This window comes from Flavihumibacter profundi, from assembly GCF_020076305.1.
Taxonomy (GTDB): domain Bacteria; phylum Bacteroidota; class Bacteroidia; order Chitinophagales; family Chitinophagaceae; genus Flavihumibacter; species Flavihumibacter profundi.
The window spans coordinates 1,670,334-1,691,804 of record NZ_JAIQXE010000001.1 but is presented as its reverse complement, the minus strand read 5'-3'; the positions used below and the strand labels follow the sequence as shown (position 1 = coordinate 1,691,804).

The window sequence follows — 21,471 nt, the reverse complement described above, 5'->3', positions numbered from 1 at the left end:
AAACAGCTGATTCCCTTTTTGAAGCTGTTTCAAAGCCTTGTGCACCAGGGGGAATGTCCCCACATTTCCCCTGTTTTTATTTTACGATTTTTACCGTTATTACATTTCCCGGCAATATGTTATAATGAAAACTCCTGGATTCCTTAAGCACATCCAGCACCATTTCCAGGTTCTCTTTTTCAAAAGTTCCGGTAAAACGGTAGTTTTTGGTTTCCTCATCACCAAAAACCACTTTTATCCCATACCAACGTTCCATTAAAGGAGCAATATCCTTCAGGGCGTTGTCATTAAAAATCAGTTTGTTTTCGATCCACCCAACCTCCTGTACATCACCCATTTCAGTTTTTTCAAGCTTTGTTACAAAAGGATCTGCTGCAATATTGTGTTGTTTCCTGTTGCCCGTAACTGTCACCTCCTGCTTTACATCATCAGTTATTTTTTCCCAATGAACTTTCTGGTTTGGATTGAGGATTATTTTCCGGTCATTGTCTTTTTTTAAAGTCACTTCCACCTGGCCCCTCAATAGGGACGTTTCTGTTCCTTTTTCGCCTGGGTAGGCCTTCACATTAAATGCTGTTCCAAGGGCTTTTACATCCATTGCCGGCGTATGTACTATAAAAGGCATGCTGCTGTTGTGCTTTACGTCAAAGAAGGCCTCGCCTTCAAGATAAATATCCCTTGATGTTTTGCCATAATTCCCGGTAATGCTCATACGACTACCTGCATTCAATATTACAATTGACCCGTCAGGAAGCTGGAAGTTTTTACGCTCGCCATAATTAGCCACGAAGGACCTGGTAAGTTCAGTTTTTACTTCATTCCTCGTATTCAGGAAATAATAACCCACCCAAATCACTGCTAATGCTGCAACTGCTCCCACAACCTTCAGTAAGAACGGAATAAGGCTGCTTTGATTCCTATTTGGGTAATCCATCATTTGAACAACAGGCGGCTCCTCCAGTTGGTCCAACCGGTTGATAAGCAATTCCTCCTGTTCCTCCCTGTCTGACAATGCAAGGGCATTAAATAATTCAAGATATCGTTCCCTGGCATTTTCAATGAGCGTTTGTTCATCTGGATTTTCACGTATAAAAGACTCCCAGCGAAGAATTTCCTCGCGGCTGTCTCTTTTACAATAACTGATAAATGATTCGTCAGTCATTAAATCTTCTATTTTCATAAAACCAGGTTGAATAGGGAAGTTTATTTTCAAACAGGAAGGTTACATAATAAGGAGGAGACGCCTTTTGATCTTTTTTACCCTCCGAAAACCGGAAAAATGGCATATTGATAAAATCGCACAAGAATTAGATAATAATGAATTGCTTTTTAAGGGTTGGCGATTAGCCTGGCAGGAATAATGATGCAATACTGACAATAACCTGTATGGATAAAGCGGCACCATATGCGCTTTGTTCCTTTTCGATATCCAGCTTTAGTTTCTTTAAAGCTTCATGTATTTTATTATATACGGTTCGATGGGCCAGGCCGGTTTTCTGGACAATTTCGTCATAATTCAATCCTTCATAAAACTTCATAACTATCAATTCTTTTTGGCGTGCGGGAAGGGCATTGATATTATGCATCAAATATTCATGTAGTTGCCTTTGGTCCTGGTTGGCAATAAGGTTTTCCTCCGGAGAGGGTAATGGCTCGTGGGCGACATTGCTCCAGGCAACTTCAAGGCGGGTTGATTTTTCAGTTTTAATCCAGTCTGCAGCCAGTTTCCGTAAAAATGAATTGATCAGGTAAGCCCTTACACTTTTTGCTTCCTGGATAGTTCCCCTTTTTTCCCATAAATACATAAACTGTTGCTGGATAGCATCCTTTACCAGATGTGGGTCCCTGATCTTTTTCAAACCTATAAACAACAGGCTATGGTAATATTTCCGGTATAATGCCAGGAACATTTCCCTATCACCATCCATCATTCCACGCCATAAGATCTCATCATTACACATAAGCAGTCGTCAGATCGCAGAATTGAATCTCTTAATATGACTTATCTAATGTAGCCTTAAGTTTTTATAATAGATGACTTATTATTTATCCAAATTGAAATTATTTTAATATGAATAGGGTGCATAAGATATCACTTACAGTTACTGCCCGGTAAACTGCCAGGCGGTTAGGTATTAAATGATAGATTTGACAAAAAGTTATTGATAATTTAATACAGTATTATGGACTTAAAGAAGGAAGCAGCTATTAAAGCAATCAGCTTTATTAAAGGGAAAAGTAAAATAGGACTTGGCGCGGGGTCAACAATAGCCCATATCGTTAATTTTTTGGCCATGGATATGGTGGCCGGCCAGGAATTAAGCTTGTTCACTTCCTCATTTACTACGCATCAATTGTTATTGGAAAAAGGATTTTCGGTTCGACATACTGGTGATATTGCGGAATTGGATATTTATTTTGACGGTTGTGACCAGGTTGACAAAGATCTGAATGCGGTCAAAAGCGGTGGCGGTATCCATACCCGGGAAAAATTACTCGCATCAATGGCGCAGTTGTTTATACTGGTTGGCGATCAAGCAAAGTATACCAGCCGTTTTGATGTTAAGTACCCTTTGGTTATCGAGGTATTGCCTGAAGCACTTTTTTTTGTACCTTATCAGGTGCATAAACTTTTTCCCGGTGCACGGGTTTCACAGCGGATGAGTGATAGAACTGATGGTGCTGTTATTACATTCAATGGTAATTACCTGTTGGATGTTTGGTTTACGGAATGGCCTGAGCCCGGGCCCATCAATCAATCGGTTAAGCTAATCACAGGAGTGGTTGAAACTTCACTGTTCTATAACCTTGCCCAAAAAGCCATCATTGCATATAATGAGGGTGTAATAGTCCATGAGAAACCAATTGGTTAAATATTCCGCCTTATTTAAAATTGGCAATTTCAATCAGCCTGTTCACATCCTGCACAATGATTTTCCTGCCTTTTGTTTCCACTATGCCTTCTTCCTTGAATTTTGTCAATACCCTTACTACATTCTCCCTTGCCGTTCCCACCAGGCTGGCCAGGTCATCGCGGCTCATGTTGATCTCAACCGGCATTCCCGGTTTGAAATTCACTTTATACTTTTCCCTCAGAACAATCAACTGGATCGCAAGCCTTTCCCTGACTGACTTCTGTGCAAACATGGCCAGGCTGTTGGCAAGTACTTCAAACTCATGGCTAAGTGTTTTCAATAACCTGCGGGTAAGCAAATCAGAATGCTGTAAGGCCGCCAGGAAATCCTCTTTTGGAATAAAAGTCACTTTAGTGTTCTCAAGTGCAGCTGCCGAATCGGGGTACCTGCCTTCGGATAGTATGGCATGATAGCCAATCAGTTCACCTGCGTTGGCAACATAAATGATTTGCTCACGGCCTTCCTTATCAAGTTTATACTTCTTTACTTTCCCCTCTGTGATATAAAAAATACCTGCCGGATAGGCACCTTCCCAAAAAATGATCTCCCCTTTTCCATAATTCTTTTCTGTTTTATTGGCGGTGAGCAGTTCAAATTCCTCAGGGGGAAGGTGTGCCAGTACAGACTCGCTCTTAAAGTCCCATTTGTCTATTGGAAAAATACCTTTTATACTCATGATTGCCTCCAATTTACAAAAACGGAAAGTGATAAAAATTACTATTTGGACCGCAAAGGTTTACCACAGGCAGCTTAAAGGTAAAATAGCTTTGTTCCATGAAAAATAAAAAATCAAACCTAAAAGACCTCTACTATACAAATGACCATGAGTGGATTGATTTCAAGGGTACCATAGCCTTTGTTGGAATATGCGGTTTTAAACTGACCGGATTCAAGGAGATACAGCAAATAATCTTTTCTGAGCTATCGGGATTTAAAAAGCAGGGTGAAATAATTGCAAAGATCCGTTATAATGATTATGAAATAGAAGCACATATGCCGGTGGACGGGAAAATCCTGAAGGCCAATGACCTGTTAATCTCAGGTAAGCAGCAGGTTTTGTTGAATGAACCAGAGAAAAACGGATGGATCGCCCAGATAATACCATCCCGGCCATTTGAAAGAAAGGATTTGCTGCTTCCAAAAAAGTACCAGATGAATGGCAAAAGTAAATACGCGAAGTAGGACAAAAAAGCCGCCCAATATGAACCATGGTGAAATAAGTACTGCAGCCAAACCCTGGCTAGGTTCAGACGAAAATTTTAACCAGCTATATCCAGATAGCATAAAGTTGTTGGCCAAAAGACATTGGACTCCAATAGCTGTTGCGGAAAAAGCGGCATCCTTCCTGGCTGCAGAAAATAACACCAGGATACTGGATGTTGGAAGTGGTGTAGGGAAATTTTGCCTTGCAGCAGCCTGTTACAAACCGACAGCATTCTTTTACGGAGTTGAACAAAGGAACATGCTCATTGCACATGCAGAATCAGCAAGGACTGAAATGCAACTCGGGAATGTATCATTTATCCATGGCAACTTTACGCAACTCGATTTCAATTACTTTGATCATTTCTATTTCTACAATTCATTTTATGAAAACCTTTCCGGGACGGACAAAATAGACGACAGCATTGATTATACTCGGGAACTATACAATTATTATAATCGCATTTTATTTAAAAAACTGGAAGAAAAACCTGCGGGGACCAGGCTGGTAACCTATTTCAGCGGTGAAGAAGAAGTTCCACCATCATTTCATATAGTATGTACAGACATGGGCAATCTATTGAAATTCTGGATAAAAATCTGAAGTCCTTGTAGCAGGCGAAACTTTAATAAATAAATAATCCAAAAAAACAGGCATGCCCTTAACATTAAATGAATACCGGGAAAAACTGATTAAAAAAATACTTGCTTCCGATTCACAGGAGGCGGTAAAACGGTTCATTGATTTTTCGATAAAACTGTTCGAGCAAAATGATATTCATGTTGATATCATCGACCTCTTTGTTGAGAAAACAATCAGTGAACTGGAATTATTCAGCCCGATGGAAAAAGACTCCGGTCAATGGCGCAATATCCAGTTGGCCAGGATACTCTTGAACCGAAAAAAAAATCGTTGATTGGACTGGCAATCCCAAAGGGATAATGACTGCATAAATTGCCTGTTTATCTTTAAATTGAGTGCTTAAAGTGAAGCGCTCATGGCAACAACTTATGATGCAATTGTTATAGGGTCCGGAATCAGCGGGGGCTGGGCGGCTAAAGAACTTTGTGAGAAAGGTCTTAAAACCCTCTTATTGGAACGCGGTAAAAATGTGGAGCACCTTAAAGATTATCCAACTGCTGTCAAGCATCCCTGGGAATTCCCATACCGCGGACAGCTTCCCCTTGAAACACTTAAGGAAAACCCGATTGTGGCGCGTTGTTATGCATTTAATGATACCAGTGACCACTTTTTTGTAAAAGATAAAGAACACCCCTATATCCAGGAAAAACCCTACGATTGGATCCGCGGGTACCAGGTAGGCGGGAAATCGCTCTTGTGGGCAAGGGCAACACAGCGTTGGAGCAAATATGATTTCGAAGGTCCCGCCCGGGATGGATATGCCGTAGACTGGCCAATCCGGTATGAGGATATCGCCCCATGGTACAGTCATGTAGAAGCCTTTGCAGGCATAAGTGGCAATAAAGACGGACTTGATACTTTGCCGGATGGCGAATTTTTACCGGCATGGGAGATGAATATTGTGGAGAAGGAGATGCAGAAAAGGATTATGGGCCGGTTTAAAGACCGGAATGTGGTGCAAGGCCGCTGCGCCCACCTTACTGAACCCAAGGAAATCCATTTACAACAAGGGAGGGGCAAGTGCCAGGCCCGGAGCATGTGTGAGCGTGGCTGTCCCTTCGGCGGCTATTTCAGTTCTAATTCCTCCACAATTCCATGGGCTGCCAAAACCGGTAACCTCACCCTGAGACCCGATTCGGTTGTGCATTCCATTATATATGATGATAAAATAGGTAAGGCCAGCGGAGTAAGGGTAGTTGATGCCCATACCAAAGAAATGATTGAGTATTATGCCAAAATCATTTTTGTAAATGCAGCTACCTTAAATACCAACCTGATCTTATTGAACAGTACATCTTCGCGTTTCCCGAACGGCCTGGGTAACGACAGTGGTTTGCTGGGTAAATTTATTGCCTTCCACAACTACCGGGGAACTCTAAATGCTACAATGGATGGTTATGAGAATGATTATTATTTTGGCCGAAGGCCAACTGCGCCGATGATGCCAAATTTCAGGAATGTACACAAACAGGAAATGGATTTCCTGAGGGGCTATATGACTTTTTATTCTGCCGGAAGGGCTGGCTGGGGCCACGATGTGCCTGGTAATCCTGTTGGCGGATCTTTTAAAGAAGGCACTTCAGAAGCGGGCCCATGGGGCGTTTTCATGATGATGCAGGGTGAAACGATTCCAAAGGAAACTAACCTGGTAAGCCTGAGTAAGGACCAGAAAGACCAATGGGGTATACCTTTGTTATCGGTTAATGTTGGCTATGATGAAAACGATGAAAAATTGTTGAAAGACTTTTTGGAGCAGGGGGCTGATATGCTGGATGCGGCAGGTTGTAAAAATATCAGTTCGAATGATAGTAAACAGGCGCCCGGGCTGGATATCCATGAAATGGGCGGAGCGCGTATGGGTAAGGATCCTAAAACGTCACTGCTGAACAAATGGAACCAGATGCACCATTGCAAGAATGTTTTTGTAACTGATGGAGCCTGTATGACATCCACCAGTACGCAAAATCCATCGCTTACGTTTATGGCCATTACAGCACGTGCGGCCAATCATGCCGTAGAAGAATTAAAAAAAGGTAACCTTTAAATTGAATACATGAAAAATATCCGGGTATTGGTTGTTGGCTGCGGTAACATGGGTGCATCTCATGCACAAGCTTACCAGTCATTGGATGGGTTTGAAATTTGTGGTATTGTTTCAAGGGGAAACAGTAAAGAGTTGTTGAATGAACTACTGGGCGGAGGCTATGCCTTATTTGATCAATATGAAGATGCATTGGCAAAAACAAATCCTGATGCGGTTTGCATTTCAACTTATCCCGATACACATGAAACATTCGCTATTGCAGCGTTGGAAAAAGGTTGTCATGTGTTTATAGAAAAGCCCTTGGCTGATACTGTTGCCGGTGCTGAAAGGGTAGTGGCAGCTGCAAAAAAAGCCGGTAAAAAACTGGTAACAGGATATATCCTCCGGCACCATCCATCCTGGCAGTATTTCATCCAGTCGGCGCAAACATTGGGCAAGCCATTGGTGATGCGAATGAACCTCAACCAGCAGAGCCATGGCCGCATGTGGACTGTACACCGCAACCTGATGCAGAGCCTGAGCCCGATCGTCGATTGCGGGGTCCATTATATAGATGTGATGTGCCAGATGACCCGTTCAAAACCCATTCAGGTATGCGCCATCGGGGCGCGGTTAACCGAAGAAATCCCTGCAGGTAATTATAATTACGGCATGTTACAGATCCGGTTTGAGGATGGCTCAGTAGGCTGGTATGAAGCAGGCTGGGGGCCTATGATCAGCGAAACTGCATTTTTTGTAAAAGACGTAATCGGACCAAAGGGTGCTGTGTCAATTGTGGCCAGGTCGGCCAGTGCAGCAGGCCATTCAGATGATGTAGGATCTCATACCAAAACGGAATCCATCCGCATACACTTTGCAGACCTTAACATGCAGGACGAGTTCAGTAAAAAAGATGAATGGGTAGACCTTAAAGATGAACCCGATCACCAGGAATTGTGCAATCGCGAACAATTGTATTTTTTAAATGCTATCCGAAACAATTCTGACCTTGCTGACCATATGGAAGATTCAGTCAATAGCCTTCGGATCGCTTTTGCCTGTGATGAATCGGTAAGAACCGGGCAGGTAGTTCAATTGTAGAAAATCTTATAGTATTGATGAAGACAGTTGTACATAAGAGCACCATTCCCGAAACCCAGTTATTTGTTATTAAGGATTTAAGGGAAAGGCATTTTGACTCCACCTGGCATGCACATTCAGAGTTCCAGTTATTTGTTGTGCTGGAAGGGACAGGCACCCGGTTTATAGGTGATAATATTAAAACCTTTAAACCAGGTGAACTTATACTGACCGGACCAAATCTTCCCCATTTGTGGCGCAGCGATGATGACTATTTTCTTAAAAACGGGGAATTATTTACCCATGGTATTGTGCTTTACCTGAATGAGCAATTTTTGGGAGAAAATACGCTGGAGAAAGAAGAGATGATTGCATTAAAAAAACTGTTTTCAAAATCAATGCGGGGGCTGGAGTTTTACGGAGAACGTAAGGACCGGGTTATCGCATTGATGCAGGAACTTATAAAACTAAAGGGGCTCGATCGTGTGATCGTTTTACTACAGATTCTACAGGAATTGGCCAGTACCAGGGAATTCCATTTTATATCGCATGCGTCTTATGATAATCCCTTTAAAAAAGGGGAAACAGATCGTGCAAATATTGTTTATGAATTTGTAATTAAAAATTTCCGGAAAAAAATTATCCTGGAGGACGTGGCTGCGATGGTGCACATGACCCCGACTTCATTTAGCCGATATTTTACACGGCACAGCAATAAAAATTTCTCGGCTTTTGTGAGTGAAATCAGGATAAAACATGCCTGTAAATTATTGGTTGAAACCGAACAGGCTATCGAAGAAATCTGCTATGAATGCGGTTTTAATACACTCTCCAACTTTAATAAACAGTTTAAGGATTTAATTCAGGACAAACCATCTTCTTACCGTAAACAATTCATGACAGTGTAAATTCAGGCAGGTGAATTATTTTTCCACCGTTCATGGCGGATTCATGCGCCAGGATGCCCACGCAGGTAATATTGGCAGATTGCCTCGCATTTGGATATGCCTGTCTTTTTTCCGTCAATGCGCTCAGGAATTCATGCACGAGGTGGGGGTGGGAACCACCATGCCCAGCGCCTTGTATAAAGGACAAATGCTGGTTGTCTTTTGCATCATACACGCCACCAGTCGTGAAGGACTGGATTTCGGCCGGTAATAAATGGGCGAAATCCGGAATGGTTATTTTCATGGGTGTTTCGCCGGTGTGCAACACTGAGGGTTCATGTTCAATTAAGGTCCATTCGAAACTTTTTTTCGATCCATATACATCAAAACTTTCCCGGTATTGCCGGGCTGTATTGAATAAGGAACGGGTTACTTCAGCTGCGAGGTCTGAATCGTTGAATTTTATATGGCAGGTTTCAATTGCAAATGGAGAGCCGTATTTAGAGACGAGGTTTTCATCAATGCGACCCGATCCAAAGCAGGATACATACCCTGCATCCTTTTTTGCCAATGCAACTACAGGTGCTACGCAATGAGTGGCATAATACATAGGAGGGAGGCCTTCCCAATAGCCAGGCCATCCGGCCATTTCCTGCTGGTGGGAAGCACGAAGGAATTGGATCTTTCCCAATTGACCTGACTCAGCCAGGCTTTTGATATATAAAAACTCCCTGCTGTACACTACCGTTTCCATCATCATATAGGTGAGACCGGTTGCTTCCGTTAAAGCAACAATTTGCGCACATTCCTCCACGGTAGTGGCCATGGGCACAGTACAGGCTACATGCTTCCCTGCTTTCAGTGCCATGATTGATTGCTGCGCATGATTTTGGATGGGTGTATTGATATGAACAGCATCGATTTCAGGATCTCCCAATAATTCATCGTAACTGGAATACCGCTTTTCTATACCAAATGCATCACCGATCTGATTCAGTTTCCGGGCATCCCTCTGGCAGATCGCATACATATTTGCACTAGGGTGCCGCTGGTATATCGGTATAAATTCTGCGCCAAATCCTAATCCAATGATGGCTACATTGATTTTATTAATTTTCATATAAATGATTGTAGTGTATTAAATATTAATACAGGTTCAGCTTGCCCATTGCTTTAAAAATGCAAGTCCGTCGCTGGCAAATTTGTCCTGGTTTTCTGCCAATGGCCGCCAGATGCAAACTGCTCCGGCCAGCTCTTTATTATTGGGCGTGAAGCTTTCAATAGATATGACGCCGCTATACCCAATTGCTTCCAGACCAATCCTGCAGGCATTCCAGTTGGCTTGCCCGCTACCTGGCGTACCCCTGTAATTCTCGGAAACCTGGAAATGAATTAAATAATCACCGGCACAAATAATGGCTTTTTCAATATCCGGTTCTTCAATATTCATGTGAAAGCCATCAAGTATAATTTTTGCTGCGGGGTGACCAATGTCTTTCACGAGCCGGACTACATCTGCGGCTGTATTCACCAGGTCTGATTCAAACCGGTTTAATGGTTCCAGGGCAATTTGTAAATTCCTGGATGCGGCCATATCACAAACGATACGTAAATTTTTTACGGCCAGCTCCCATTCCAGAATGCGTTGTTCCGGTGCAACCATCCTTGCCTTTCCCACTGCAGAATACATAGGGCCTGCAAGGAAGCCGGCATTCCAGGCCACGCAGAAATCCAGACAGTTTTCTATGTATTGAAAACAGTTGTCGTGCATTGTTGTATCACTATTTGTTAAATCGCGTGTAGGGCCAAACGCACCGCAGGCAATGACTTTTAAACCAAATTCCTGCATGGCAGACCGAACTGCAACCGGGTCAATCAGCAGTGGGTCTTCTATAGCTATTTCAATAGCATCGAATCCCAATACTGCTGTTTTTTCAAACAGTTCCCTTATAACAGCGCTCTGAAAGGGAGAAGTCCATAACCAGGTACTTACTCCAAAACTGACTGGTAGTGCCATATTGAATCAGGTTTTTTTATTTTTTGGTTACCTGCATGATACCTTTCATTATCCGCCAATGTCCTGGGAATGAACAGATATATGGATACTCACCCGGCGTATCAGGAACCTTCAAAATAAAAGCATAGGATCCACCGGGATTAATCAGCGGAGTACCTGCAAGCACTTCAGGCAAGTCAGGAATATATTGTTTGGAAACACCAATTGGATCCTTAGCTAAATTATCTGCCGCTGCGCCAACTTTTTCGAGGCTGCCTGGTTGCAAAACCAATAGGTTATGTTGCATGAAATCGGGGTTCTGCAATTCAATCTTTATGGTGCTACCGGCTTTTACCGTAAATGTTTGCCGATCGTATTTCATCGCCTCTTTGACTACTTTCAACTGGATGAATTGATCATATTTAGCGGTTGGTGCTGCAGCTTCAGTAATGGCTGGTTGTATGGTTGCCGCAGGTGATAAAATTTGCAAGGCCTCTTGGATCCAGCGGTCATTGATATTGTCGGGTTGTTTGGCCATTTCAGCAAGTATGCCTGCCTTTTCAGCAGAAGCGGGAAGCCCTGATAAAGCCACTAAGGCCGCCAGCCTTACCCGTAAATCCTTATCCTTAAAAACATTGGCTTTGTTGAGTTGCGCTAAATATGCAGCATTTTTTGGAAGCACCTGTATAGCTGCTTTTCTCACACCTGCCGCAGGATGGTGCAAAGCTTTTAACGCTACATCCAGTGCCTCCTGGTTGTCACCGTTCAATGCATTCAAGCCATGAATTGTCCATAGTGCATGAATGGCCGGAGCATTAATTCCTGTTTCATCGAGACTTTCATTTTGCACAATTTTATACAAATCAGGAAGCACATCTTTATTGCCTGCTTCAACCAGCAGCCTTTGTGCATGTGTTCTCCAAAACATATTATCATCCGTTAAAGCCTTTGTTAGTCCTTTCAGGTCTTTTTTATCCAGTGATTTTATTGCTGAAGGTTTTGCATTTTTATAAACAACCCGGTATATCCTGCCACGGTCGTGATCACGCAACGGGTTGATATGTGCATTGCCTTTTCCTGTTTCAAAACCCGGAGGCGTTGGGTTATGCTGGATAATAAAATCATACCAGTCAGCTACCCATAATGCACCATCCGGACCAACTTCCGCCTGGATCGGTCCCATCCACTCATCGGCGCTGGCCAGTATATTCCAGCCATCGCCTTTCTCCTTGAAACCTGCCCCGTTTTGTTCAAGGATTTGCTTGTGGATCAGTCGTCCGGTTGGCTCACAAACAAAAGCAATATGGTTCCAGTATTCTTTCGGGAAATTCCTGGCAGTATAGAGACCGTGACCCGCTGCTGCAGTAAAGCCACCAAATACATCAACCTGCCGAAGGTTTTTTGTAACGACATGGATGGCATAGTGGTTGTCAATTTTATCAATACCGGTTTCCTTGCCGGGAACAACGTCAAGCAGTTTTTTGGGCAGGCCATAAAAACCACTATGGGTATTGTTCGCGGTTGAAATAAAAACATCAAACTCTTCTGAAAAACCCAGTCCCCAGGTATTGTTGCTGGTAGTGGACAAATACTCCAGTTGTTTACCATCTTGCCGGAAGTGATACAAGCCCTGTGAAAAATGCATTGAATCATTTCCTACTTTGCCTTTGAAACCAGAATACCCGACTGTGCCCCATATCTGGTTATCGAATCCATACCGGAAATTGGAAGGGCCGGCATGGGTATCGAAAATTCCCCAGCCAGTCATGATGGTATCCCTTTTATCTGCTTTATCATCGCCATTGGTATCCTGCAAAGAAATGAAATAAGGCGCCTGCGCAACGATGATGCCATTCCCGCTAAATGTAAAGCTGGTAGGTATATTCAGTTTATCAGCGAATATGGTGAACTTGTCCGCTTTGCCATCCCCGTTGGTATCTTCCAGGATTTTAATACGGTCATCGCCTTTTTGTTTGTCCTCCAGTACGGTATTCGGATAGTCTACTGTTTCTATAACCCATAAGCGGCCCCTTTCATCCCAATTCATATAAATGGGGTTAATGATATCGGGTTCAGAAGCGAATAGCTGTAATTCAAAATCAACCGGTACCTGCGTTAATAACATCGATTCGGCAGGTGATAAAGACGCCTGTAATTTGGGTGCCGGGTTCCGCTGTTCATAATTCGGAATTACCGCATCGGTGTATACAGGTGAAGGAATTTTCAAACTCTTCAGTCTTTTGAGGGCTTTATCCCCAACAGCCCAGAGGATGCCATTTTTTACGAGTTGCTGAAATCCCGGATTATTAAAAGTTTTTTCATCATGGCCATAGGCTGTATAAAATACCCGACCGTCGCCATAATCCCTTACCCAGGTATAAGGTTCATGGTGCGAACTGTCCACCCTTTCTGTAAGTACTTTGATGGCCTTGCTGAGTTTATCATGTACATAGGTTTCATCGGTTGTTTTGAAAGCCTGGACATTTTTCATTACAGGGTGCACTGTATCAGTAATTACAGCGTAAAAAGAATCAACCTGGTGCGATAAAAATTGTCCGCCGATCAGTTCCACCACTTCGGGTGAATTGCGGAAGCAATAGGAAGCGCAATGCAGTGGAATAAAACCTCTGCCTGATTTTACATACTGCAATAATGCTTTTTCCTGCGAAGGCGTTATTGAATCATAATTGGCATAAAGGATAAGACCATCGTACTTGTTTAGGTTTTCCTCATTAAGGTCATCGGGTGTAGTAGTATAGCTAATATTGATGCCATCCTTAAAATACTCTTTTGATAAAATTCCGGCAAGCTGTTCCGAATTGTGGTGTTCACTGGTATGACCAAGGAACAATATTTCCAAACGCCTGGGAAGGTCGTCCCTGCTGTTTTTACATGCTGGGAACAATGTGCAAAGCCCAATGGTAAATAGCAGTAACCAGCTAGATCTTTTATGCATGGCAGGAGATTAATTCGTTAAACATTATTCGGTACTTAACGAATATCCCATTATAACCCGGTAGATCTTTTTCGTTTTTTATCCAATACCGACTGTATTATATCTCAATTTTAATGAAGTGTTAGTAGTTGTGTTATTTTAAAGGATATATATTGGTGGATTATACCGCTAGGAGGTGGGGAGTTATGATTTTTTAAGATTGACCGTCCTGCCGCTTTTTGCAGATTCCTTTGCCGCTTCTAGGATCTTTGCAACGATAAGGTTTGTTTCGAGTGAATACAAACCGTAAGGTGGTACCGTAATCTTTTTACGGATCACATCAGCGAAATACAGGAATGGGTCAGTATAAGTATGCGTTTCCTCAGGTTTCACTACCAACACCTGTTCGGGTGAATTCCGGCCTTTAATGCGCATATCTTTATTAGTTGAAGAAATGGCATAACCCGCTTCTCCATACACTTCCATGTCCTTGCGGTGATAAGGCCAGCTCCAGGAAGCCTGGATTATACATTGTGCGGTCGGGTAAGTGAGTATAATTGTCGCTTCGTCATCCACTTTGGGATAGATGGCAGGTTTCAATTGCTGGGTCACACAGGTGACCGTTTGCGGTATTTGGCCTTTCATGAGGTAAGTCATCAGGTTGGCGCCATAACAACCAAAGTCCATCAGTGCGCCACCGCCACCATTCTTTACCGGGTCAGTAAGCCATTCAAAAAACCAGGGCTGAACTCCAATTTCTTTGGGGCCCATATGTCCGTCGTGAACGACCACTTTACGAATGGTACCCATAAAAGATGTGTCTGCAGCCAACTGGTAAGCCTTTTCGGTTACCGGGTACCAGGAAGTTTCAAAATTGGTTAATACCAGGGTATTGTATTTTTTAGACAAGGCCAGCATTTTATTTGCATCTGCTGCTGTTGTTGCCAATGGTTTTTCCACCATTACAGGGATGCCTTTTGGCGCACAGGCTTCCACTACGCTAAGGTGCGAATTGGTTGGGCCAAATCCCAGCACACCATCGGGTTTTACTTTTTCAAGCATAGTGCTCAGGTCTGTAAAGAATAAGGATTTATCCAGGTTATATTTTTGGGCCATTTGTTCTGCCAGTTGCCTGTTGGATTCATAAATACCCACGAGATGGATCAGGTCGTCATCTTTCCGGCTTAACAGCCATGAATTGTGGCCGTGTGATATACCGGCAACGGCTAAGCGAACCGGCCCGGCTTGTGCAACCCCCGCTTTTGCTGCAGCTGGATGGAATGCAGCGGCCAAAAGGAATATGCAAAAAAGCAGCAGTTTTTTTTGAGCAGGCATGGCAACAGTTTTGTATGAATTTAATTCATCTAAGTGATAAGTGGACAAATCAACACAGTGGGTATGTATTTTATTGTAAAAAGGCCGGTTTGCATCAGGAAATCGGCAGTTGGTAGAAATTGTAAACGGAGTTTTTAGTTTTTTGGATAAATTGCCAGTATCGTTAATTCAACAAAAAAGAAATATTGCCATGGCCCAAACCCAAACCGCAGAGCCGTTTTTTTTCCGTGAAACAAAACCCGCAGCTATCCGTCTCTGGCATTGGCTTGCTGCCTTGTTTTTTGCCTGTACCATAATTACTGTTTTATTCGCGTCCACCTTGTTTAAAATGAAGCCCAATGTTGCAGTGGTGCAGGAACAGGTGCAAAGGGCAGGTGGTACAATCACCGAAAAGCAGGCCTTCAGTGTAGCCCATGAGTACAGCGATAAATTGTGGATGCTGCATAAGTGGCTTGGTTACGGACTTTCAATTTTATTGTTATGGCGTATTATTGCTGAAGTAACTATTTCGAAAGAGAAAAAGTTGAGTGCCAGGATTAAAAAAGCCATCTCTTATCCCGATGCTGACCAGGAAAAAAAGCATTATATGACGGTTCAATATAGCTATCTCATTTTTTATGGGTTATTTATCCTGATGGCATTAACCGGACTGGTACTGGCATATGAAGATGTGGAATGGCTTAAGCCAATCCATGAGCCTGCAGAACAAGTGCATAATGTGGTTCAGTATGGCTTATATGGTTTCATTCTTTTTCATATTGTTGGTGTGATAAGGGCCGACCTTGGCCGCTATGGTGGAATTGTTTCAAGAATGATCAATGGAAAATAATATGATACCGTTAGCAAAACTTGGCAGTGAAGGTCTTGTCACCTCCAGGCTGGGACTGGGTTGTATGGGAATGAGCGAATTTTATGGCCATCACGATGATGCAGAGAGCCTGAAGGTATTGGATCGTGCGGTTGGGTTAGGCATTGTGTTTTGGGATACTGCCGATATGTATGGTCCATATACCAATGAAGTGCTGGTCGGAAAGGCATTGCAAAAACACCGTAAAAAAATTACACTTGCCACTAAATTCGGATTTGTCCGTGGTGAAGATCCTGCGGCAAGGGGCATTAATGGTCGGCCCGAATATGTGATGTCTTCCTGTGAAGGCAGTTTGAAAAGATTGGAAACTGATGTCATCGACCTTTATTACCTGCACCGTAAAGACCCGAATACACCGATTGAAGAAACAGTTGGTGCAATGGCCAAATTGGTCGGCCAGGGTAAGGTCAGGGGCATTGGCCTGAGTGAAGTTTCTGTTGAAACACTTCGTAAAGCGCATGCAGTTCATCCCATAACAGCAGTACAAAGTGAGTATTCTTTATGGACCCGCGATCCGGAGGACGGCATACTACAGGCGTGTAAGGAGTTAGGAATAGCATTCGTAGCCTATAGTCCTTTAGGCAGGGGGTTTTTAACGGGCCAGATTAAACGTATTGAAGATTTTGAACAGGATGACTGGCGCAGGTTTAGTCCGCGTTTCCAGGGTGATAATTTCCGGGAAAACCTGGACCTGGTAGACCAGGTGGTTGCGATCGCGGTAGAGAAACAATGCACACCTTCCCAACTTGCATTGGCATGGGTACTTGCCCAGGGAGACCATATTTTTCCAATACCTGGTACCAAACGAATAAAATACCTTGAAGAAAATGCAGCTGCTGTTAACCTACAATTAAACCCGGATGAACTGTCGCGGCTGCACGAGGTATTTAGTGCCGGTGTTGCTGGTGACCGTTATCCGGAATTAGGCATGAAATTTATCAATGGATGAAAGAGGAACAGGATTATATCGCGCATAAAATTGCCGGCTCCATAGTTATTGATGGTGACGTCAAAAAACCGGAATGGCAGCAGGCTCAATGGAGTAAACGTTTTGTGGACATGGTGACCGGTGAGCCTGGTATGTATAATACCAAATCGGCCATAGTGTGGAACGATACACATATCTATATTGCCTTTGAAGCCGAAGAACCATTTCTGGAAGCAAAATTAACCGAGCGGGACAGCATCATATTTTTAGAGAATGACCTGGAGTTGCTTATCGATGGGCAGGATTGTTATTATGAATTAGAGATCAATGCGGCAAATACAATCTATGAAGTTTTCTTTATCTGGAAAGATGCCTATACAAAGGGTAGCAGGTTTGATATCCCACAATTCGATGTTCACCATTCGCAAGCTTATACTTTTGGCGGGGACTATGACCGCACTGGCGCCAGTTTCTGGAAGGGAAGGCATCCTCGCGGCATAAGATGGGCATTCACGAATTTTGATATGCCCGGCCTGGAAACAGCAGTACAGTTAAAAGGAACGTTAAATGACCACAGAGATATAGACCAGGGCTGGAGTTTGGAAATTGCCATACCCTGGGCCAGCCTTGGCTTACTCGCTAATGGCCGGTCCATTCCACCACAGGATGGTGATATTTGGAATATGTTCCTCGGAAGGTTCCAGAAACTTATGGTTGGCGGGCAGGAAGTATCTCCACACCCTGCCATGGCGATGACAAGCCATGGTGTTTATGATACACACCTGCCCGATAAGTGGAGCAAAATTTTATTTAGATCTTATTAGTCCCGGTTTTGATATCAAAAGTATTCGACCCGCCTCCCCAGGTTAATTTCAGTTTCATGGGAACATTTGATTCAATCACCAATTCGGGTTTTTGTTTCACATTGGTTCTTGTGGAACAACGCAGGGAAAGTAATCCATCCTTTCCAATCGGATAACGATCTATACCGTGTTCTTCCAGCAACCGTACATCCCAGTTAATGGTTTGGTCCTGCAGGTTTGAAGTGATGCCAAAGATGCTTTCAAACATCACTGAAATCGGAACCAGGCCGGTCCAGCCGATAAAATCAGGTCTTGCCAGGAAGCCAGGTTCAGTGGCTTCGGGTGCATAATATTCAAAGAAGGTACCTGTGTTTTTAAATACTTCCATCACTTGCTGGTGGTGTTTCATGGCGATATCAAATGCCTGTGCTCCAAAGCCCTTGTTTTTCAATCCGGTAATCACCATATAATTGGCAGGCGCCCATACACCACCTTGCCAGTAACGGCCATCAGCCTGGTATTTTTCATGGTCTGCAGGTATGGATGGAATAGGATGTTTGCGGGCAAAGGTTTTGGGATCACTTAAATGCGCTACAAACTTTTTTAGTTCTTCTGGTTCAAGTATATCGGTCCACAGTGCCCAATAGGCGCCAATACTTTTCAGTGTGCCCAGGGAACCATCGGCATAACGGTCATAGAAAAACGAAGTCTTGGGATCCCATAGTTTTTCACGGATGTATTTTTTCAGGAATTTGGTTTCCTCTTCGATGTCTTCAATTTCCTGCCAGCGTTCTGTATAGAATCCGAAATCCACCAGGATTTTTCCAATGAATAATTGTTGCAGGCAGGTATCCAGCCAGGTCATGAACCCATTGGAATAAATGGGGTTATACTGTTTTTGCACCCTGGGTTGGTTATCCATACCTGTGCCCCATCCGCTGGACCAATAAGAACCATCCTGCCAGGTGCGGTTTAAGCGCAGCCATTGGTAATAGGCGCAGAGAACCGGGAAGATTTTGTGTATCCTGCTGAGGTCGCCAAATTGCTGGTAATAGGCCAGCTCACTCCAGGGAATCAGGTTTGGGCCGGTACTGGTCGGATCATAACGGTGGAAGCAATCACCTCCGGTTTTCCCCCACATTTCCCGGGAAATAAATCCATCGGGATGTTGTTTGGCATAAAAATTATTCAGTGTTTGCTGAAATGGATAGGCCCTTGATCCATAACGCGCGAACATGGTAATAAATGTGGAATCCCACATAAAAATATTACCGTTGTAAGCAGTATCAATATATGAGCAGGGAAAACCAGATTGCGGTGCGGGGTCCTTTATATTCTTAACAGCGATCTCCCAGGCGCGCCAATACATATCGATGGCCTGCTGGTTTCCTTTCCATACAGGAGAAGGCAGTATCTCCCGCGCCTGTTTAAATGTTGGCGCAGGAACAAGGGTAGGTTTCGCACCCCTGAATTCATTCTCTGTTACAAAAATGTTTTTGATATAGGTATTCTTGTACGGGGAGTTTTCATCTCCATCAATAAAAATTTTCTCAGGTTTTTTTTCCCGGGCAAGCAGGGCCGAACCGGGAACTGCAGCAGAACCGGCGATCAGGGCAGCATTCCTCAAAAATTTCCTTCGTGAATCCATAATAAAATGATTTAAATATTATTACCGCTTATTTGGCAAGGAATATATTCCCCGCTAAGATATTCTTCCGAACTATCAATATTGGTATTCGTATACAACTTTACCCAATAATTTTTGTGCTTTATCGTAACAGAGGTCCATTTTTTTCAATCCCCCGGGTTCATACTGGTAATACCAGGACTGGTATTCATTGGTACCGGATGGAACTACCACCATCTTTTTCAACTGATCATTTTCGTTATATTCAAACATATAATCCGGTAAAAGCCTTTTTGCCTTGGCGTTATAGCGGACCACATCGGTAAGCCTGTTTTTTGCGTCATAATAATAATAAACGGTTGATGCGGGCAAATTTGCGCGTGTCACTTTTTCTTCCCCAACATTGCCATGTTCATCCAGTATAAACTGAACAAAAGTGGTATCTACATTATCCCTGACCCTTAACATCTTTGCAGGTTTGCCATTGGCATCGTAGGTGTAAAAGTGGGTTTCGCTGGTTGTTATATTGTCTGATATACTCACAGTGGTTATTGTTGACAGGCGGCCCATTACATCGTAGGTATAGGTTGTTGTACTCGTGGCATTCTGGGCACTGTCTGTTGTATTTGTCAGCTTGTCTTGTTCATTGTAACGGGTAAACAGGTAGGAATCGCCAACAACTGTTGTGCTGGTAAAAGTGTTTACTGTCCGCCTCGCCAGGTCAATATTTTGCTCGCAGGTAAACCCGGCTGTTTCAGTCGAATTGCCACCGTAACTAATTAGGTTAACCTTTTTTACTGAATGCTGTTTAAAGCTGGTAAATTGTTGGCTGGATTGGCCTGTAGTCACCAGGTCTTTGTAGTAATACTGGGCAAAAACCGGTTGAATTATAATGATTAAGGAAAGGGCGGACAGGATTTTTTTCATATCTGGGGCTGCTAATTACCTGCGATAATATCTATTTTTATTCAAATTTCAAGAAAGTGTCCCATTATCACGAGAGATCCGAAAAAAACTGCCTGAATTGCGGAACCCTTGTGGAAGGTAGATACTGCCAAAATTGCGGGCAGGAGAATATTGAGCCGAAAGAAAGTTTCCTTGGACTGCTTACCCATTTCATTTATGATATCACCCATTTCGATGGCAAGTTTTTCAGCACCCTTAAGTGGCTGGTGGCAAGGCCGGGTTTTTTATCAAAAGAGTTTATCAGCGGTCGCAGGAACAGTTACCTGCATCCTATCAGGATGTATGTATTTACTTCAGCTTTTTTCTTTTTGGTATTTTTCACCCTGTTTAATGCTGGAAATATTGTTAAAACAAATGAAGAGGAACCCAGTTTGAAAAGAGCTCAATTGGTTGCCGCCAGGGAAAACCTGGCAGCCAGCAGTGAAACTACCAATGACAGCATTGCAAGGGTTGTCAGCAAAAAACTGGCGGCGGACATTGATAAGGAAATAGGGACAATTGACAGCCAGTTTAAAGCTGCTGTCATGATTGATTCTATAAAAAAATCTGCTGCAGGCAAAACCCAAAAAAATGTGAAGGATTCCCTTGAAGGGAAAGGGCTCAAATTCAGGCATACCCCAATTGGAGAAGAAGCAGGTAATGCCTTTATCAAAATAGATTCTTCAGATAAGGAAGACTTTACGACAGGTGATTTTGATTATACGTCTGTACTTGCCTACCAACGGATGCAGCAGGCTTTGCCAAAAGATAAAAGGGATGGCTGGCTGAAAAAGACCTTTAATACCCGGCTAATTGCTCTGTTAGAGCAGAATAAAGAAAAAAAACAATATGAATATTTGCGGGCCTTTGTAGAGAACCTGCTGCACAGTTTCCCAAAAATGTTATTTGTATCCCTACCCATTTTTGCTTTATTGTTGCAGTTACTCTATCGCAGCAGGAAGGACCTGCTTTATTCTGATCATGCTATTTTTGCAATACACCTCTATTGTGCAACGTTCATTTTCCTGCTTACCTGGTTTGGCATCGGGGAATTATATAACCTGAGCCATTGGGGAATAATCCGGCTTATTTCTGTACTAATGATCCTTTTGATCTTTTTCTATGAATACAAAGGGATGCGGTATTTCTATAACCAGGGACGGGGAAAAACAATTGTAAAGTTTATAATATTAAATATTATGTCATTGCTGGTAATGATTTTCTTATTGATTGTGTTTACCACGATCAGTGTAAGTCAGATGGCCACCAATACACACCATTAA

At 43.0% G+C, this 21,471-nt stretch carries 20 protein-coding genes; 11 read left to right on the top strand and 9 right to left on the bottom strand.

Features of this window, described 5'->3' with window-relative positions; translation table 11 throughout:
- Positions 1-76: 76 nt before the first annotated feature.
- Both LAQ65_RS07315 and LAQ65_RS07310 read right to left on the bottom strand, forming a co-directional pair.
- A complete protein-coding gene (locus LAQ65_RS07315; protein ID WP_224116297.1) occupies positions 77-1,180 on the bottom strand; it encodes a FecR family protein in 1,104 nt (367 codons plus the stop codon).
- A gap of 163 nt (positions 1,181-1,343) precedes the next feature.
- On the bottom strand, positions 1,344-1,961 hold the full coding sequence (locus tag LAQ65_RS07310) for an RNA polymerase sigma factor (RefSeq protein ID WP_224116296.1): 618 nt from the start codon (positions 1,959-1,961) through the stop codon (positions 1,344-1,346).
- A 222-nt stretch (positions 1,962-2,183) separates the two neighbouring features.
- Here LAQ65_RS07310 and rpiA point away from each other — a divergent pair, with 222 nt between their 5' ends.
- Entirely contained in the window at positions 2,184-2,873 is a 690-nt protein-coding gene (gene rpiA / locus LAQ65_RS07305; RefSeq protein ID WP_224116295.1) for a ribose 5-phosphate isomerase A, read from the top strand.
- A 10-nt stretch (positions 2,874-2,883) separates the two neighbouring features.
- Here the strand turns inward: rpiA and LAQ65_RS07300 are convergent, their stop codons facing one another.
- A complete protein-coding gene (locus LAQ65_RS07300; RefSeq protein ID WP_224116294.1) occupies positions 2,884-3,591 on the bottom strand; it encodes a Crp/Fnr family transcriptional regulator in 708 nt (235 codons plus the stop codon).
- Between the two features lie 98 nt (positions 3,592-3,689).
- Here LAQ65_RS07300 and LAQ65_RS07295 point away from each other — a divergent pair, with 98 nt between their 5' ends.
- The 6 genes from LAQ65_RS07295 (at position 3,690) to LAQ65_RS07270 (ending at position 8,772) form a co-directional block, all read left to right on the top strand.
- Positions 3,690-4,097 (top strand): glycine cleavage system protein H, encoded by a 408-nt coding sequence (locus LAQ65_RS07295; protein WP_224116293.1) that lies wholly within the window; start codon positions 3,690-3,692, stop codon positions 4,095-4,097.
- Positions 4,072-4,722: a class I SAM-dependent methyltransferase gene (locus LAQ65_RS07290; RefSeq protein ID WP_224116292.1), complete on the top strand. Its 651-nt coding sequence runs from the start codon at positions 4,072-4,074 to the stop codon at positions 4,720-4,722. The genes LAQ65_RS07295 and LAQ65_RS07290 overlap by 26 nt, the downstream gene beginning before the upstream one ends.
- Positions 4,723-4,774: 52 nt before the next feature.
- On the top strand, positions 4,775-5,035 hold the full coding sequence (locus LAQ65_RS07285; RefSeq protein ID WP_224116291.1) for a hypothetical protein: 261 nt from the start codon (positions 4,775-4,777) through the stop codon (positions 5,033-5,035).
- An 81-nt stretch (positions 5,036-5,116) separates the two neighbouring features.
- Positions 5,117-6,805 carry a GMC oxidoreductase gene (locus LAQ65_RS07280; RefSeq protein WP_224116290.1) on the top strand — a complete coding sequence of 563 codons (1,689 nt, stop codon included), beginning with the start codon at positions 5,117-5,119 and terminating at the stop codon, positions 6,803-6,805.
- Positions 6,806-6,814: 9 nt separating this feature from the next.
- Positions 6,815-7,885: a Gfo/Idh/MocA family protein gene (locus LAQ65_RS07275; RefSeq protein ID WP_224116289.1), complete on the top strand. Its 1,071-nt coding sequence runs from the start codon at positions 6,815-6,817 to the stop codon at positions 7,883-7,885.
- Positions 7,886-7,902: 17 nt separating this feature from the next.
- A complete protein-coding gene (locus LAQ65_RS07270) occupies positions 7,903-8,772 on the top strand; it encodes an AraC family transcriptional regulator (protein ID WP_224116288.1) in 870 nt (289 codons plus the stop codon).
- Here LAQ65_RS07270 and LAQ65_RS07265 read toward each other — a convergent pair.
- The 4 genes from LAQ65_RS07265 to LAQ65_RS07250 form a co-directional block, all read right to left on the bottom strand.
- On the bottom strand, positions 8,759-9,871 hold the full coding sequence (locus LAQ65_RS07265; RefSeq protein WP_224116287.1) for a Gfo/Idh/MocA family oxidoreductase: 1,113 nt from the start codon (positions 9,869-9,871) through the stop codon (positions 8,759-8,761). The two genes, LAQ65_RS07270 and LAQ65_RS07265, sit on opposite strands and share 14 nt — an antisense overlap.
- A gap of 36 nt (positions 9,872-9,907) precedes the next feature.
- Positions 9,908-10,768: a sugar phosphate isomerase/epimerase family protein gene (locus LAQ65_RS07260; RefSeq protein WP_224116286.1), complete on the bottom strand. Its 861-nt coding sequence runs from the start codon at positions 10,766-10,768 to the stop codon at positions 9,908-9,910.
- Positions 10,769-10,784: 16 nt separating this feature from the next.
- Positions 10,785-13,703: a PVC-type heme-binding CxxCH protein gene (locus LAQ65_RS07255; RefSeq protein WP_224116285.1), complete on the bottom strand. Its 2,919-nt coding sequence runs from the start codon at positions 13,701-13,703 to the stop codon at positions 10,785-10,787.
- 183 nt (positions 13,704-13,886) lie between these two features.
- Positions 13,887-15,017, bottom strand: a complete 1,131-nt coding sequence (locus LAQ65_RS07250) for a Gfo/Idh/MocA family protein (RefSeq protein ID WP_224116284.1) — start codon at positions 15,015-15,017, stop codon at positions 13,887-13,889.
- A gap of 190 nt (positions 15,018-15,207) precedes the next feature.
- Between LAQ65_RS07250 and LAQ65_RS07245 the strand changes: the two genes are divergently transcribed.
- Genes LAQ65_RS07245 through LAQ65_RS07235 form a run of 3 tightly spaced genes read left to right on the top strand, consistent with a single transcriptional unit; the run spans position 15,208 to position 17,637 of the window.
- Complete coding sequence (locus tag LAQ65_RS07245; protein ID WP_224116283.1) at positions 15,208-15,846, top strand: cytochrome b/b6 domain-containing protein; 639 nt, start codon at positions 15,208-15,210, stop codon at positions 15,844-15,846.
- A 1-nt stretch (position 15,847) separates the two neighbouring features.
- Positions 15,848-16,834 carry an aldo/keto reductase gene (locus LAQ65_RS07240; RefSeq protein WP_224116282.1) on the top strand — a complete coding sequence of 329 codons (987 nt, stop codon included), beginning with the start codon at positions 15,848-15,850 and terminating at the stop codon, positions 16,832-16,834.
- A complete protein-coding gene (locus tag LAQ65_RS07235; protein ID WP_224116281.1) occupies positions 16,831-17,637 on the top strand; it encodes a carbohydrate-binding family 9-like protein in 807 nt (268 codons plus the stop codon). The genes LAQ65_RS07240 and LAQ65_RS07235 overlap by 4 nt, the downstream gene beginning before the upstream one ends.
- Here LAQ65_RS07235 and LAQ65_RS07230 read toward each other — a convergent pair.
- Positions 17,624-19,264, bottom strand: a complete 1,641-nt coding sequence (locus tag LAQ65_RS07230; RefSeq protein WP_224116280.1) for an MGH1-like glycoside hydrolase domain-containing protein — start codon at positions 19,262-19,264, stop codon at positions 17,624-17,626. The genes LAQ65_RS07235 and LAQ65_RS07230 overlap by 14 nt on opposite strands.
- Before the next feature lie 75 nt (positions 19,265-19,339).
- Complete coding sequence (locus LAQ65_RS07225; RefSeq protein ID WP_224116279.1) at positions 19,340-20,170, bottom strand: RHS repeat domain-containing protein; 831 nt, start codon at positions 20,168-20,170, stop codon at positions 19,340-19,342.
- Positions 20,171-20,226: 56 nt separating this feature from the next.
- On the opposite strand from LAQ65_RS07225, the gene LAQ65_RS07220 reads away from it, so the two are divergent.
- Complete coding sequence (locus tag LAQ65_RS07220) at positions 20,227-21,471, top strand: DUF3667 domain-containing protein (protein ID WP_224116278.1); 1,245 nt, start codon at positions 20,227-20,229, stop codon at positions 21,469-21,471.

What these genes read in the sequence shown, in the direction of transcription:
- LAQ65_RS07315 (WP_224116297.1), bottom strand. Translation starts at nt 1,180, where the DNA reads ATGAAAATAGAAGATTTAATGACTGACGAATCATTTATCAGTTATTGT.
- LAQ65_RS07310 (WP_224116296.1), bottom strand. Translation starts at nt 1,961, where the DNA reads ATGTGTAATGATGAGATCTTATGGCGTGGAATGATGGATGGTGATAGG.
- rpiA (WP_224116295.1), top strand. Translation starts at nt 2,184, where the DNA reads ATGGACTTAAAGAAGGAAGCAGCTATTAAAGCAATCAGCTTTATTAAA.
- LAQ65_RS07300 (WP_224116294.1), bottom strand. Translation starts at nt 3,591, where the DNA reads ATGAGTATAAAAGGTATTTTTCCAATAGACAAATGGGACTTTAAGAGC.
- LAQ65_RS07295 (WP_224116293.1), top strand. Translation starts at nt 3,690, where the DNA reads ATGAAAAATAAAAAATCAAACCTAAAAGACCTCTACTATACAAATGAC.
- LAQ65_RS07290 (WP_224116292.1), top strand. Translation starts at nt 4,072, where the DNA reads ATGGCAAAAGTAAATACGCGAAGTAGGACAAAAAAGCCGCCCAATATG.
- LAQ65_RS07285 (WP_224116291.1), top strand. Translation starts at nt 4,775, where the DNA reads ATGCCCTTAACATTAAATGAATACCGGGAAAAACTGATTAAAAAAATA.
- LAQ65_RS07280 (WP_224116290.1), top strand. Translation starts at nt 5,117, where the DNA reads ATGGCAACAACTTATGATGCAATTGTTATAGGGTCCGGAATCAGCGGG.
- LAQ65_RS07275 (WP_224116289.1), top strand. Translation starts at nt 6,815, where the DNA reads ATGAAAAATATCCGGGTATTGGTTGTTGGCTGCGGTAACATGGGTGCA.
- LAQ65_RS07270 (WP_224116288.1), top strand. Translation starts at nt 7,903, where the DNA reads ATGAAGACAGTTGTACATAAGAGCACCATTCCCGAAACCCAGTTATTT.
- LAQ65_RS07265 (WP_224116287.1), bottom strand. Translation starts at nt 9,871, where the DNA reads ATGAAAATTAATAAAATCAATGTAGCCATCATTGGATTAGGATTTGGC.
- LAQ65_RS07260 (WP_224116286.1), bottom strand. Translation starts at nt 10,768, where the DNA reads ATGGCACTACCAGTCAGTTTTGGAGTAAGTACCTGGTTATGGACTTCT.
- LAQ65_RS07255 (WP_224116285.1), bottom strand. Translation starts at nt 13,703, where the DNA reads ATGCATAAAAGATCTAGCTGGTTACTGCTATTTACCATTGGGCTTTGC.
- LAQ65_RS07250 (WP_224116284.1), bottom strand. Translation starts at nt 15,017, where the DNA reads ATGCCTGCTCAAAAAAAACTGCTGCTTTTTTGCATATTCCTTTTGGCC.
- LAQ65_RS07245 (WP_224116283.1), top strand. Translation starts at nt 15,208, where the DNA reads ATGGCCCAAACCCAAACCGCAGAGCCGTTTTTTTTCCGTGAAACAAAA.
- LAQ65_RS07240 (WP_224116282.1), top strand. Translation starts at nt 15,848, where the DNA reads ATGATACCGTTAGCAAAACTTGGCAGTGAAGGTCTTGTCACCTCCAGG.
- LAQ65_RS07235 (WP_224116281.1), top strand. Translation starts at nt 16,831, where the DNA reads ATGAAAGAGGAACAGGATTATATCGCGCATAAAATTGCCGGCTCCATA.
- LAQ65_RS07230 (WP_224116280.1), bottom strand. Translation starts at nt 19,264, where the DNA reads ATGGATTCACGAAGGAAATTTTTGAGGAATGCTGCCCTGATCGCCGGT.
- LAQ65_RS07225 (WP_224116279.1), bottom strand. Translation starts at nt 20,170, where the DNA reads ATGAAAAAAATCCTGTCCGCCCTTTCCTTAATCATTATAATTCAACCG.